This is a genomic window from Streptomyces cylindrosporus (genome assembly GCF_022698165.1).
Classification (GTDB): Bacteria; Actinomycetota; Actinomycetes; order Streptomycetales; family Streptomycetaceae; genus Streptomyces; species Streptomyces cylindrosporus.
Map to the genome: position 1 here is coordinate 752,368 of NZ_JALDAY010000003.1, position 14,465 is coordinate 766,832.

General features: G+C 69.3%; 6 protein-coding genes and 1 tRNA gene. 1 reads left to right on the forward strand and 6 read right to left on the reverse strand.

All coding sequences use genetic code 11. From position 1 onward, the window contains the following. Window positions 1-42: 42 nt before the first annotated feature. From MQP27_RS12700 to MQP27_RS12715, 4 genes are all read right to left on the reverse strand, one after another. On the reverse strand, window positions 43-879 hold the full coding sequence (locus MQP27_RS12700; protein WP_242765038.1) for a helix-turn-helix domain-containing protein: 837 nt from the start codon (window positions 877-879) through the stop codon (window positions 43-45). Between the two features lie 245 nt (window positions 880-1,124). Next, complete coding sequence (locus tag MQP27_RS12705; RefSeq protein ID WP_242765040.1) at window positions 1,125-3,827, reverse strand: DNA translocase FtsK; 2,703 nt, start codon at window positions 3,825-3,827, stop codon at window positions 1,125-1,127. Between the two features lie 124 nt (window positions 3,828-3,951). Next, entirely contained in the window at window positions 3,952-4,632 is a 681-nt protein-coding gene (locus MQP27_RS12710) for a response regulator (RefSeq protein WP_242765041.1), read from the reverse strand. Window positions 4,633-4,876: 244 nt separating this feature from the next. After that, window positions 4,877-10,345, reverse strand: coding sequence for a HAMP domain-containing protein (locus MQP27_RS12715; RefSeq protein WP_242765043.1), 5,469 nt, complete (start codon window positions 10,343-10,345; stop codon window positions 4,877-4,879). 377 nt (window positions 10,346-10,722) lie between these two features. Here MQP27_RS12715 and MQP27_RS12720 point away from each other — a divergent pair, with 377 nt between their 5' ends. After that, entirely contained in the window at window positions 10,723-13,476 is a 2,754-nt protein-coding gene (locus MQP27_RS12720; protein WP_242765045.1) for a SpoIIE family protein phosphatase, read from the forward strand. Between the two features lie 62 nt (window positions 13,477-13,538). Here the strand turns inward: MQP27_RS12720 and MQP27_RS12725 are convergent. Together MQP27_RS12725 and MQP27_RS12730 are read right to left on the reverse strand one after the other, a co-directional pair. Further along, window positions 13,539-13,614: transfer RNA gene (locus MQP27_RS12725), tRNA-Thr, on the reverse strand. Between the two features lie 76 nt (window positions 13,615-13,690). After that, the gene (locus MQP27_RS12730) at window positions 13,691-14,353 is read right to left on the reverse strand and encodes a DegT/DnrJ/EryC1/StrS family aminotransferase (protein WP_242765095.1); all 663 of its coding nucleotides are present in this window, start codon (window positions 14,351-14,353) and stop codon (window positions 13,691-13,693) included. Between the last annotated feature and the right edge of the window lie 112 nt (window positions 14,354-14,465).

Sequence of the window (14,465 nt, forward strand, 5' to 3'; positions counted from 1 at the left end):
GGCTGGCGATCATCGCCGGCCCCGTGGGAACGCGCTTCGGACTCAGCCGACCTGAGGGTCGCCCTTCGTATACGTCAGGCGCTCCACCGCGCCCGGCTGGAAGTCGTCCTCGATCTTCTTGCCGTTGACGTAGAGCTGGATGGCGCCCGCGTCGCCGAGGACGAGGTTGATCTTCTCGTTGTCCTGGAAGGTCTTGGAGTCGCCCTGCTTGAGCAGTCCGTCGAAGAGCAGCCGGCCGTTGTGGTCCTTGGCGGAGATCCAGCTGCGTCCGTCGGTGGCGCTGACCTGGACCGTCACCTTGTCCTGCGGCGCGGCCGCGATGGCGCTGTCGGAGGGATCGGACTTCGGGGTCTCGGAGGTGCTCTTCTTGGGCGTCGGCGAGGCGGACTTGCTCGGCGTGGCCGTGGAGCCCTCGGCCACCTGGTTCTTGGCACCGTCGTCCCCGCCCTTGAAGGCGGTGAATCCGACGAAGCCGACCACGGCGACGATCGCGGCGACCATCGCGGCGGTCCAGTTGGGCCCGCGCCGCTCGGGCCGGATGCGTTCGGCCTCGAAGAGGGGTGCGGCCGGGGTGGGTGCGGGGCGGCCGCCGTGATCGGCGTCGTACTGCGCGAGCAGCGGGGCCGGATCGAGGTGTACGGCCTTGGCCAGGGTCCGGATGTGACCCCGTGCGTAGACGTCCCCGCCGCAGGGGGCGAAGTCGTCCGCCTCGATGGCGTGCACGATGGCGATGCGGACCCGGGTGGCGTTGGTGACGTCGTCGACGGTCAGCCCGGCGTCGATCCGCGCCTGTTTCAGGGCACGGCCGACGGAGAGGCCGGTTGCCTCACGGTCGTCTTCGAACGGACGCTCGTCTTCAGGGGAGTTGCCGATGGACACGGGGGCGCCTTTCGAGCGTTTAAGCCACCTGTGCTGGAGGTTCAGTCTATGGGGGGTGCGAAAGGGTGGGGCAACCGGACGGTCGAGCTTGTTAGCCCATCGGTATGGCCGGACACGCCGATGGTCGGGTACGCGTTTGTCGCTTCCCTCAACTTGACGTACGCGGAAGGGAAACGGTTGCTCAATGATCCCTTACGGGTGAGTCACGATCGAACACCGGTGGCCGCACCCGCTCCGGGCTTCTCTCAAGCCTCCCCGCGGATGAGCGCGAGCACTCCGTCCAGCTCGTCAGGCTTCACAAGAACGTCACGCGCCTTCGAACCCTCGCTCGGGCCGACGATGTTCCTGGACTCCATGAGGTCCATGAGGCGGCCGGCCTTCGCGAAGCCGACGCGGAGCTTGCGCTGGAGCATGGAGGTCGAGCCGAACTGGGTGGAGACGACCAGCTCGGCCGCCTGGCACAGCAGGTCGAGGTCGTCGCCGATCTCCTCGTCGATCTCCTTCTTCTGCTTGGTGCCCACGGTGACGTCGTCCCGGAAGACGGGCGCCATCTGGTCCTTGCAGTGCTGGACGATCGCCGCGACCTCGTCCTCGGTCACGAAGGCGCCCTGCATACGGGTCGGCTTGTTGGCCCCCATCGGCAGGAACAGCCCGTCGCCCTTGCCGATGAGCTTCTCGGCGCCGGGCTGGTCGAGGATGACGCGCGAGTCCGCGAGCGACGAGGTGGCGAAGGCGAGCCGGGAGGGCACGTTCGCCTTGATCAGGCCGGTGACGACGTCCACGGACGGCCGCTGCGTGGCGAGCACCAGGTGGATGCCGGCCGCGCGCGCGAGCTGCGTGATGCGCACGATCGCGTCCTCGACGTCGCGCGGGGCGACCATCATCAGGTCGGCGAGCTCGTCGACGATCACCAGCAGGTACGGGTATGGCTGGAGCTCCCGCTCGCTGCCCTCGGGCAGCTTCACCTTGCCGTTGCGAATGGCCTCGTTGAAGTCGTCGATGTGCCGGAAGCCGTACGCCGCCAGGTCGTCGTACCGCAGGTCCATCTCCCGTACGACCCACTGCAGCGCCTCGGCGGCCCGCTTCGGGTTGGTGATGATCGGTGTGATCAGGTGCGGGATGCCCTCGTACGCGGTCAGCTCCACGCGCTTGGGGTCGACGAGGACCATCCGCACGTCCTCGGGAGTCGCGCGGACCATGATTGACGTAATGAGGCAGTTAATGCACGACGATTTACCGGAACCGGTGGCTCCGGCGACCAGGACGTGCGGCATCTTCGCGAGGTTGGCCATGACGTAGCCGCCCTCGACATCCTTGCCGAGCGCGACCAGCATCGGGTGCTCGTCCTCGGCCGCCGCCGCGAGACGGAGCACGTCGCCGAGGTTGACCATCTCGCGGTCGGTGTTCGGGATCTCGATGCCGACCGCGGACTTGCCGGGGATCGGGCTGATGATCCGTACGTCCGGGCTGGCGACGGCGTACGCGATGTTCTTGGCCAGCGCGGTGATCCGCTCGACCTTCACGGCGGGGCCGAGCTCGACCTCGTAGCGGGTGACCGTCGGCCCGCGCGTGAAGCCGGTGACGGCGGCGTCGACCTTGAACTCGGTGAAGACGTTCGTCAGCGAGGCCACCACGGCGTCGTTGGCCGCGCTGCGTGCCTTGCCGGGCCCGCCGCGTTCCAGGAGGTCGAGCGAGGGCAGCGCGTACGTGATGTCGCCGGACAGCTGGAGCTGCTCCGCGCGCGGGGGCAGATCGCTCGGCGCCTCGGGGGCGGGCTTGGTGAGGTCGGCGACCTCGACCTTCAGCTTCTCCTGCTTGGGCCGCGCGGCCGGGACGGGCGTCGGGGTGGGCGTGGTCTCCTCGCGGTCCCCGACGCTCACGCCCTGGGTGAGGTCGGCGACGATCGGCGAGGGCGGCATGCCGTGCAGGACGGCACCGTCGAGCGCGGCAGCGGCGGCCGCCGCGACGTCCACGGCGTCCATGGGGCGCGCCATGTCCGGCTGCGGCACCGCGGAGCGCCTGGGGCGCCCACGGCGCTTGGAGAGGGCCTCCTGCTCCGCGCCGTCGGGGTCGTACGCCTCGGGGGCGGCGGAACGCCTGCGCGTGCGCGCGGGCAGCGCCTCGCGCCACTGCTCGTCGTAGCGCTCGTCGTCCTCGCTGTACTCGTCGTACTCGTCGTCCCGGGGATGGACGATGCCGAGCTTCACGCCGAGCAGCCGCAGCCGCTGCGGGATGGCGTTGACCGGGGTCGCGGTGACGACGAGCAGCCCGAAGATCGTCAGCAGCACGAGCAGCGGTACGGCGAGGACGTCGCCCATGGTGTACGTCAGCGGGGTCGCCGCGCCCCAGCCGATGAGGCCGCCGGCGTCCCTTATGGCCTGCATGCCGTCGCTGCGGGCGGGCGCGCCGCACGCGATGTGGACCTGGCCGAGCACGCCGATGACGAGCGCCGAGAGGCCGATCACGATCCGGCCGTTGGCCTCGGGCTTCTCCGGGTGCCGGATGAACCGTACGGCGATGACCGCGAGCAGTATCGGCACCAGCAGGTCGAGACGGCCGAAGGAGCCGGTCACCAGGATCTCGACCAGGTCGCCGACGGGGCCGCGCAGGTCGGCCCAGGTGCCCGCGGCGACGATCAGCGCGATGCCGAGGAGGAGCAGGGCGATGCCGTCCTTGCGGTGGGCGGGGTCGAGGTTCTTCGCGCCGTTCCCTATGCCGCGGAACACCGCGCCCACGGCGTGCGCCAGGCCCAGCCAGAGGGCGCGTACGAGCTTGACGATGCCGCCGGTCGGGCTGGGGGCCGGCTTCGGCGGAGGCGCGGACTTCTTGGCCGCGGCTTTCCTGGCGGGCGCCTTCTTGGCCGGGGCCTTTTTCGCAGCGGCCTTCTTCGCCGGAGCCGCCGCCTTCTTCGCGGGCTGCTTCTTGGCAGCGGAGGGACGTGAGGCCATAGGTGTGAGATTACCGGTGGAGACGACGACGGACACGTGTGCCCACTGCTTCACCCGTTCGTGTCGCCCTTGGGTGAACGTGGAACTGACGCTTCCTCAACCGCAACTGTGCCGCGCGTGAACGTCAGTTCTGCGAGGACACCGACGACGTGCTCCCGGCGCCCGGTTCCAGCGCGTCCAGCGCCCGCCGCAGCCCGGTGAGTTTGCGTTCGAGATGGGCCGCGGTGGCGACCGCCGCCGCGTCGGCCGACTCGTCGTCCAGCTGCTTGGACAGCGCCTCGGCCTGCTCCTCGACCGCCGCGAGGCGCGCCGACAGCTCGGCCAGCAGACTCGCCGGCTCCTTGGTCTCGCCGACCGCCGCCTTGCCGCCGCCCTCCAACTGGAGCCGCAGCAGCGCCGCCTGCTCGCGCAGCTGGCAGTTCTTCATGTACAGCTCGACGAAGACCGAGACCTTCGCGCGCAGCACCCACGGGTCGAACGGCTTGGAGATGTAGTCCACCGCGCCCGCCGCATAGCCCCGGAAGGTGTGGTGCGGGCCGTGGTTGATCGCGGTGAGGAAGATGATCGGGATGTCCCGGGTCCGCTCGCGCCGCTTGATGTGCGCGGCGGTCTCGAAACCGTCCATGCCCGGCATCTGGACGTCCAGCAGAATGACCGCGAAGTCGTCCGTGAGCAGTGCCTTGAGCGCTTCCTCCCCGGACGATGCCCGCACCAGTGTCTGATCGAGCGCGGAGAGGATGGCCTCCAGCGCGAGCAGATTCTCCGGCCGGTCATCGACCAGGAGGATCTTGGCCTTCTGCACCATGGCCCGCCCTCCTCGCCCCGGATGTGCACCGGGCGCCGCCCCTGGGGACGACTCCCTTTCGCCGCCCGTCCTTGTGCCGGTCATCGTAGCCGCACCCCGCCTGTCGCCACACCCTGTCACCGCGATGTCACTGTGCACGTAGCAGAAACGGACCGGGAGACCAGAAGGTTCCCCGAATCCCGTACTTCTACACGGCATCGGCCACACTGAGTCAGCAACTCCGCGTGAACATCGATGATTCCCGTCACTCGCCCCGCATCCACTGCTCCATCACCGCCAGCAGGTGATCGGGGTCCACGGGCTTGGTCACGTAGTCGGAGGCGCCCGACTCGATCGCCTTCTCCCGGTCGCCCTTCATCGCCTTCGCGGTCAGGGCGATGATCGGCAGGCCCGCGAACTGCGGCATCCGGCGGATCGCCGTCGTCGTCGCGTATCCGTCCATCTCGGGCATCATGATGTCCATCAGGACGACCGCCACGTCGTCGTGCTGCTCCAGCACCTCGATGCCCTCACGGCCGTTCTCGGCGTACAGCACCGACAGCCCGTGCTGCTCCAGCACGCTGGTCAGCGCGAACACGTTACGGATGTCGTCGTCGACGATCAGCACCTTCTGCCCGCCGAAGCGGATGCCCCGGTGCACCTCCGGCGCCGCGGGCTGCTCGGTGGCCGACCACTGCTCCGGCGACCCGGCGCGCTCGGCGTCGAGGCCGTTCCTGCGGCGGCGCCTGAAGAGCGCGGCGGCGCCGTTCTGGGTCTCCCGGTACGACTTCACCTCCGCCGGCGTCTCGACCTCCGCCTCGGGCAGCTGGGACAGCTCGACGGCGGCCACCAGGTCGCTGGCCCCGAGGGCGGCCACGGGCTGCTGGTAGCCCTGCGGAGGCAGTTCGCTGGGATGCAGCGGCAGGTACAGCGTGAACGTGGAGCCACGTCCCGGCTCGCTCTGCGCGTGGATCTCACCGCCGAGCAGCTGGGCGATCTCCCGCGAGATCGACAGCCCGAGGCCCGTACCGCCGTACTTGCGGCTGGTCGTGCCGTCGGCCTGCTTGAACGCCTCGAAGATCACCCGCATCTTGCTGGCCGCGATCCCGATGCCGGTGTCGGTCACCGAGAACGCGATCAGGGCCGCGTCCGGATCGGTGAGCGAACCGGTCTCCAGCAGCTGTTCCTTGATCGCCGTCGGCACGTCCGCGCCGGCCGGCCGGATCACCAGCTCGACCGAGCCGGAGTCGGTGAACTTCACCGCGTTGGACAGCAGGTTGCGCAGCACCTGAAGGAGGCGCTGCTCGTCGGTGTGCAGCGTGGCCGGGAGCTCCGGGGAGACCCGTACGGACAGGTCCAGGCCCTTCTCCGCGGTCAGCGGGCGGAAGGTGGCCTCCACGTAGTCGACGAGCTGGACGAGCGCGATGCGCGTCGGGGAGACGTCCATCTTGCCCGCCTCGACCTTGGACAGGTCGAGGATGTCGTTGATCAGCTGGAGCAGGTCGGAGCCCGCGCCGTGGATGGTCTCGGCGAACTCGACCTGCTTCGGGGTGAGGTTGGCGTCCGCGTTGTCGGCGAGCAGCTTGGCCAGGATCAGCAGCGAGTTGAGCGGCGTACGCAGCTCGTGCGACATGTTGGCGAGGAACTCGCTCTTGTAGCGCATCGACACGGCGAGCTGCTCGGCACGCTCCTCCAGGACCTGCCGCGCCTCCTCGATCTCGGTGTTCTTGACCTCGATGTCACGGTTCTGCTGGGCCAGCAGCTCGGCCTTCTCCTCCAGTTCCGCGTTGGACGCCTGGAGGGCCTTCTGCCGGTTCTCCAACTCGGCCGAGCGCTCACGGAGTTGCTCGGTCAGCTCCTGCGACTGCTTCAGCAGCTGCTCCGTCTTGGTGTTGACGGAGATCGTGTTGACGCTGGTCGCGATCATCTCCGCGATCTGGTTGAGGAAGTCCTTCTGGATCTGCGTGAAGGGCGTGAAGGAGGCCAGCTCGATGACACCGAGCACCTTGCCCTCGAACAGCACCGGGAGGACGATCACCTGCGCGGGCGGCGCCTCGCCGAGCCCGGAGGAGATCTTCAGGTAGCCGCTGGGCGCGTTCTCCACCAGGATCGTGCGCTTCTCCTCGGCGGCCGTCCCGATCAGCGCCTCGCCCGGCCGGAAGGACGTCGGCATGGAGCCCATCGAGTAGCCGTACGACCCGAGCATGCGCAGCTCGTACGCGTCCTCGCTCTCGGCGCTGAGGTCCTTGCCGTCGACCAGCGGCATCGCCACGAAGAACGCGCCGTGCTGCGCGGAGACCACCGGCGTCAGCTCGCTCATGATCAGCGAAGCCACGTCCTGGAGGTCGCGGCGGCCCTGCATCAGCGCGGAGATGCGGGCGAGGTTGCCCTTGAGCCAGTCCTGCTCCTTGTTGGCGATCGTGGTGTCCCGCAGGTTGGCGATCATCTTGTTGATGTAGTCCTGCAGTTCCTGGATCTCGCCGGACGCGTCGACGTCGATCTTCAGGTTCAGGTCACCACGGGTCACCGCGGTGGCCACGCGCGCGATGGCGCGCACCTGCCGGGTAAGGTTTCCTGCCATTTCGTTCACGGACTCGGTGAGGTCGCGCCAGGTGCCGTCGACGTCACGCACGCGTGCCTGACCGCCGAGCGCACCCTCCGTACCCACCTCGCGGGCGACTCGGGTGACCTCCTCGGCGAACGACGACAGCTGGTCGACCATCGTGTTGATCGTCGTCTTGAGTTCGAGGATCTCGCCGCGGGCGTCGATGTCGATCTTCTTGGTCAGGTCGCCCTTGGCGATGGCCGTGGTGACCATGGCGATGTTGCGGACCTGGCCGGTCAGGTTGGACGCCATCTGGTTCACGGACTCGGTGAGGTCCTTCCACGTACCGGCCACACCGGGTACGTGCGCCTGGCCGCCGAGGATGCCGTCCGTGCCCACCTCGCGGGCCACCTTGGTGACCTGGTCGGCGAACGAACTCAGCGTCTTCACCATGGTGTTGAAGGTGTCGGCGAGCTGCGCGACCTCGCCGCGCGCCTCGATCGTCACCGTCCGGGTCAGGTCGCCGTTGGCGACCGCGTTGGCGACCTGGGAGATGTTGCGCACCTGCATGGTCAGGTTCTTGGCCATCAGGTTCACATTGCCGCTGAGGTCCTTCCAGATGCCCGTGACCCCGGGCACGTGCGCCTGGCCGCCCAGGATGCCCTCGGTGCCCACCTCACGGGCCACCCGGGTCACCTGCTCGGCGAAGCTGGACAGCTGGTCGACCATCGTGTTGACGGTCGTGACGAGTTCGAGGATCTCGCCCTTCGCGTCGACGGTGATCTTCTTGGACAGGTCGCCCTTGGCGACGGCGGTCGTGACCTCGGCGATGTTGCGCACCTGGATGGTCAGGTTGTTCGCCATGAAGTTCACGGACTGGGTGAGGTCCTTCCAGGTGCCGGAGACACCCTGCACCTCGGCCTGGCCGCCGAGCTGGCCCTCCGTACCCACCTCACGGGCCACGCGCGTGACCTCTTCGGCGAACGACGACAGCTGGTCGACCATCGTGTTCAGGGTGTTCTTCAGCTCCAGGATCTCGCCGCGCGCGTCCACGGTGATCTTCTGGGACAGGTCACCCCGGGCCACCGCGGTGGCCACCTGGGCGATGTTGCGCACCTGGGCAGTAAGGTTTCCTGCCATTCCGTTCACGGAGTCGGTCAGGTCCCGCCACACACCGGCCACGCCGGGCACCTGTGCCTGACCGCCGAGGCGGCCCTCCGTGCCCACCTCGCGGGCCACCCGGGTCACCTGGTCGGCGAAGCCGGAGAGCTGGTCGACCATCGTGTTGATGGTGTTCTTCAGCTCCAGGATCTCGCCGCGCGCGTCGACGTCGATCTTCTGGGAGAGGTCTCCCTGGGCCACCGCGGTGGTCACCTGGGCGATCTGCCGCACCTGCGAGGTCAGGTTGCCGGCCATGAAGTTGACGGAGTCGGTGAGCTCCTTCCAGGTGCCGGAGACCCCCGGCACGACCGCCTGGCCGCCCAGCCGGCCCTCCGTGCCCACGTCCCGGGCCATCCGGGTCACCTGGTCGGCGAAGGCGGACAGCTGGTCCACCATCGTGTTCACGGTGTTCTTCAGCTGGAGCATCTCGCCGGAGACGTCCACGGTGACCTTCTGCGACAGGTCGCCGTTGGCCACCGCCGTCGTCACCTGGGCGATGTTGCGCACCTGTCCGGTGAGGTTGCGGAACGCCGTGTTGACGGAGTCCGTCAGGTCCTTCCAGGTGCCGGCCGCCCCGGGCACCTGCGCCTGGCCGCCGAGCTCACCCTCGACACCGACCTCGCGGGCCACGCGCGTGACCTCGGAACCGAACGACTGCAGCTGGTCCACCATCCCGTTGACGGTGTTCTTCAGCTCCAGCATCTCGCCGGCCACGTCGACGGTGACCTTCTGCGACATGTCGCCGTTGGCCACGGCCGTCGTGACGGCCGCGATGTCCCTCACCTGAATGGTCAGGTTCCGGAACACGGTGTTGACGGAGTCTGTCAGGTCCTTCCAGGTGCCGGCGGCACCCGGCACGTTCGCCTGCCCGCCCAGCTGGCCCGCGGCACCGACCTCGTTGGCCACGCGGGTGACCTCGTCCGCGAAGATCCGCAGCGTCTCGGTCATCTGGTTGATCGTGTCCGCCAGCTGCGCGACCTCGCCGCGCGCCGACACGGTCACCTTCTGCGACAGGTCACCGTTGGCCACCGCCGTCGTCACCTGGGCGATCCCGCGCACCTGGGCAGTAAGGTTTCCTGCCATCAGGTTCACCGAATCGGTGAGGTCCTTCCACACACCGGCCACGCCAGGCACCTGCGCCTGACCGCCGAGCTCACCCTCAGTGCCCACCTCACGGGCGACTCGCGTCACCTCGGAGGAGAACGACGACAGCTGGTCCACCATCGTGTTGACGGTGTTCTTCAGCTCCAGCATCTCGCCGGCCACGTGCACGGTGACCTTGCGGGACAGGTCGCCCTTGGCCACAGCAGTGGTCACCAGCGCGATGTCCCGCACCTGCGCGGTCAGCCGGTACGCCATGGTGTTGACGGAGTCCGTGAGGTCCTTCCACGAACCCGACATGCCACGCACGCGTGCCTGGCCGCCCAGCTTGCCCTCGGTACCCACCTCGCTGGCCACCCGCGTGACCTCGTCGGTGAACGTCGACAGCTGATCGACAAGGTTGTTTACAGTCCGCCCGACCTTGAGGAACTCCCCGCGCAGCGGGTGCCCGGTCCCGTCGGGCGCCTGCGTCCGCAGCTCCATCCGCGGCGAGAGGTCGCCCTCGGCCACCGCGGACAGCACCCGTCCGACCTCGGAGACGGGCCGTACGAGGTCGTCCACGAGCGCATTGGAGGCCTCGACCGCGGCGGCCCAGGAACCCTCGTAGGCGCCCGTCTCCAGCCGCTCCGTGAGCTTGCCCTCGCGGCCAACCATCCGCCGCACCCGCGACAGCTCACCCGTCAGGTGCAGATTGCGGTCGGCCACCTCGTTGAAGACCGCGGCGATCTCGGACATCACGCCGTCGCCGGACACCGTGAGCCGCTTGCGGAAGTTTCCGTCGCGCATCGCGACGAGAGCCGCCAGCAGCCGGTTCAGGGACGCCGTGTCCACCGCGGTGGTCCCGCCGCGCGGTTTGCGTTGGTTGCTCAGGGACTGTCCGCCTTTCGCGCGCGTTTTAGTGCCCCGCGTCGCTGCGCCAGACTCCACTGTGTCCCTCCCGCAGGGGTCGACCGTTACTGCTGTGCTCCGGTACTACCGTTCGACGTACCAGTTACTGCTGCGTATTTCTGCCGGATATACCAGGCCGCACCACCGGCTGCTGCCCGCTGCATAGGGAAGTCACTCGGCCTGTCCGGACCTTCACAAGAAGCTTGCCCAGTGTTTCACCCTGCCTGAACCCGGCCATAACAGTTCGGCAGCTTCGCACATCGTCCGCACACCCTCTGGGCGGAAACACTGCAGACCGGCATCCGCACGGACGGCGAAGGTAAGTAACCTTGCATGCGGCTGTCCAGCCGCGCCGGTCCGTCCGGCCTGGGCGGTGGCACGAGAACGAGCGGGCATCGGAGGGGCGGCCGCACAACATGACCACCGGACTGATCCCGGGGGGACAGCCCCCGGACCCCCGGCCGACGGGCGGCCTGCCGCATCAGCGGCACGAGCCGGTCGGCCACGGAGTCCTGCACGCCGACAACCGGACGAGGAGTTCAGTGATCACCGCGCGCGCGGCCGCCAGCTTCGAGCCCGTCGGGCGATCGGTAGCGACCGCCCGCTCCTTCGTCCGCGACACGCTCCAGGGCTGGGGTTTCGCCGACATCGTCGACGACGCCGTCGTTCTCACCAGCGAGCTGGTGACCAACGCCGTGGTGCACGCGGGCACCGCCGCCGACGTCCTGTGCCTGCGCAGCGACGAGGGCGTACGCATCGAGGTCGCCGACCGGTATCCGGAGCGCGAGATCCCCCTCCAGGGCCATCCCTCCACCATGGGCAGCCCCGACCGCGAGGGCGGCCGCGGACTCCAGCTGTGCGCCGCGCTGGCCGGCCGCTGGGGCGTCGAGTACACGCCCACGCACAAGCAGGTCTGGTTCCAACTCGACCTCCCCGAGCGCGCGGTGGGCACCCGCGCCGCCGGCCCGTCCCTCCCGGCCGACCTGCTCCCCCTCGCCGACGGCAGAGTGCGCGTCGCGGTCGTCCAGATCGACCGCACCGGCTCCATCAGCTCGTGGAACGAGGACGCGGAGGAACTCTTCGGCTACCCCGCCGAACAAGTGATCGGAAAGCCTCTTACCGATCTCGCCGCCTGGCCGCACACCCCGGGCACCAGCACCGGCATCGCGGAGGCGCTCCAACTCTCCCGCTGGGAGGGCAGTTACGGCATAAGGGGCGCCAACGGCCGCGTCACCCCGGTGTACGCCTCCCACCTCCGGGTGCGCGACACGGGCGGTGAGCCCTCCACGGTCTGCCTCCTCGTCCGGGACCACGAACGGGCCGTCCTGCAGACCCCGTTGCGCATGCCGGCCTCCGACACCGGCAGCTCCTCCGAGGGCCAGAGCACGGACCCCTTCGAGGTGTTCATCGGCTCCCCCGCCCCGGACGACCTCGACGGCCTCCTGCAGCGCACGGTCGAGCGGGCCCGCGACATGCTCGACGCCGACTCGGCGTTCCTGCTCCTCGCGACCGACGACGAGACGGAGTTGGAGGTCCGCGCCTCCACGGGCCTGCCCTCCGCCCGCCAGCGCTTCGCGCGCGTGCCCGTCGAGGCCGGCCCCGGCCGCTACGGCTCGGCCCGTATGCCCGCCGTCCACGACGACCTGACGGCCGTACCGGGCGCCGTACCGCTCCTGAGCGGCACGGGCATGCGCTCGGTCGTCACGGTCCCCCTGAAGGTCGAGGGCCGCCTCACCGGCTCCCTGGGCGTCGCGGCCGAGTCGCCCGGCAGATACTCCAACGAAGAGGCCCTGCGCCTCCAATTCGCCGCCGACCGCATCGCGTTGGCCGTCGAGTCGGCCCGCCTCGGCGAACTGGAACGCCTGCGCCGCGGCTCCCTCAGCTTCCTGGTCGAGGCCTCCGACCTCCTCGCCGGCACCCTGGACCGCGACCAGACGCTGGCCCTGATGGCCCAGATGACGGTCCCCACCCTCGCCACCTGGTGCGCGGTCTACACGATCGCCGACCAGGCCTCCGAGCCGTACCTCTCGTACGTCCTGCACGAGGACGAGGAACTCATCGACGGCATCAAGTCGTTGCTCTCGAAGGTGCCCCCGCCGGACCCGGTGCCCACCCCCGGCGCCCGCGTCTGGTCCGCCCCCGGCGAGGTCGCCCACCAGGCGGCCCTGCGCAGCTCCATGCGCAGCCTCGGCCTGGCCGGCGGCCCGACCCACCAGGTCGCCTCCGGCATCGGCCCCACGCTCGCCACGGCGTCCGCGGTGGGCGGCGAGACCGTCGTCCTCCCCCTGGTCGCCCGCAACCGCGTCATCGGCATGCTCACCCTCGGCAAGCCCACCGACGAACACTTCCGCCAGGAAATCCTCGAACTGGCCGAGGACTTGAGCCGCCGGGCCGCCCTGGCCCTCGACAACGCCCGCCTGTACTCGGAGCGCACGGCCATCAGCCAGTCCCTCCAGCGCAGCCTCCTGCCACCCGAGCTCCCCGAGATCGGCGGCGTCGAGGTCGAGGTCATCTACCGCGCGGCCGGCGAGGGCAACGAGGTCGGCGGCGACTTCTACGACCTCTTCCCGATCAGCGACGGCGCCTACGGCTTCGCCATCGGAGACGTCTGCGGTACGGGCCCCAACGCGGCGGCGGTCACGGGCCTCGCCCGGCACGCGCTGCGCCTCCTGGCCCGCGAGGGCCTGTCCGGCCCCGCGGTCCTGGAGCGACTGAACTCGGCCATTCTCGACGAGGGCGCCCGCAGCCGCTTCCTGACCCTCCTGTACGGCGAACTGCGCCCCCAGGACGACGGCAGCGCGGAACTGAAGGTGGTCTGCGCCGGCCACCCCCTCCCGCTCCGACTGCGCCAGGACGGCACGGTCGAGCCCGCGGCCGAACCCCAGCCGCTGCTCGGCGTGATGGACGACCTGGAGCTCTACGAGCAGACGGTCACGCTCGACCCCGGCGACGTCCTCCTGTGCGTCACGGACGGCGTCACGGAGCGCCGCGAGGGCACGCGCATGCTGGGCGACGACGGCCTCACCGACGTCCTCACGACCTGCACGGGCCTCACGGCGGGCGCGGTCGCGGCCCGCATCATGCGCGCGGTGGAACGCTTCGCGTCGGACGCCCCGTCCGACGACATGGCGATCCTGGCGATGCGCGTCCCGGGCCTCCACAAGGACTGAAGGGACTGGGAAGAGTTACGGGTACGAGAAAGGCCCCGCCCAATTGGGCGGGGCCTTTTGGCTGGAGCCCCCTAACGGAATCGAACCGTTGACCTTCTCCTTACCATGGAGACGCTCTGCCGACTGAGCTAAGGGGGCCTGTCGCCTTTTCGAGGTTTCCCTCGCGGCAACGGAATAGATCATACCCCGAACGGACGCCTGCTCCCAACCACGCTCAGAAAGCGGGCTGAAGCAGTCCGCCCAGCGCATTGCAGGCGCCCACGATGCGCTGCATGTCCCGCTTCGTCAACGCGGCGTCGACAGGCAGAGCCAGCGTTTCGTCAGCGGCCCGCTCGGTCTCCGGCAACGAAACACACCGCCGGAACTCCGGCAGCCGGTGCACAGGAGTCTTCACCGGCACCCGGCACTCAACTCCCCGGGCCCGCACGGCGCGTGCGAAGGCATCGCGATCGGGCCGCCCGTTCCCAGGCACCCGCACGACGTACTGCTGATAGGTGTGCCCGTCACCGCCGTCGGGCGTCCGTACGCCCCTGAGCTTGGCGTCCAGATAGGCCGCCCGCTCCCGACGCTGAGCGATCTCGTCGTACGGCGCCTCGGACTCCCCCTGTTCCAGCACCAGCAGCCCGTGCCGCTGCCCGACGCCGTGCATCCGCGCGATGTCCGCGGGCCGACCGAAAAGGTGCACGACAACCACAGCCGCCGTACGCGGAGTTACGGCCGCCTCGACAGCGGACGCGTCAAGGCAGTACGTCACCGGGTCTATGTCGGCGAACACCGGCAGCGCCCCGGCCATGGCAACGGCCTCGGCCACCTCGACGTTCCCGAACGCCGGCACGACCACCTCGTCACCGAGTCCGACGCCGGCGGCCCTGAGCATTGCAGCAGTACCCATGCTTCGGATCGTTGTTGCGCAACGTGAACTTCAAGTGACGCAGAACAAAAAAGGGTTGGTCCCGGAACAGAAGTTCCGGGACCAACCCTGAATAATT

Coding starts and splice junctions, on each gene's coding strand:
- MQP27_RS12730 (WP_242765095.1), bottom strand. CDS start 14,353: ATGCTCAGGGCCGCCGGCGTCGGACTCGGTGACGAGGTGGTCGTGCCG.
- MQP27_RS12720 (WP_242765045.1), top strand. CDS start 10,723: ATGACCACCGGACTGATCCCGGGGGGACAGCCCCCGGACCCCCGGCCG.
- MQP27_RS12705 (WP_242765040.1), bottom strand. CDS start 3,827: ATGGCCTCACGTCCCTCCGCTGCCAAGAAGCAGCCCGCGAAGAAGGCG.
- MQP27_RS12710 (WP_242765041.1), bottom strand. CDS start 4,632: ATGGTGCAGAAGGCCAAGATCCTCCTGGTCGATGACCGGCCGGAGAAT.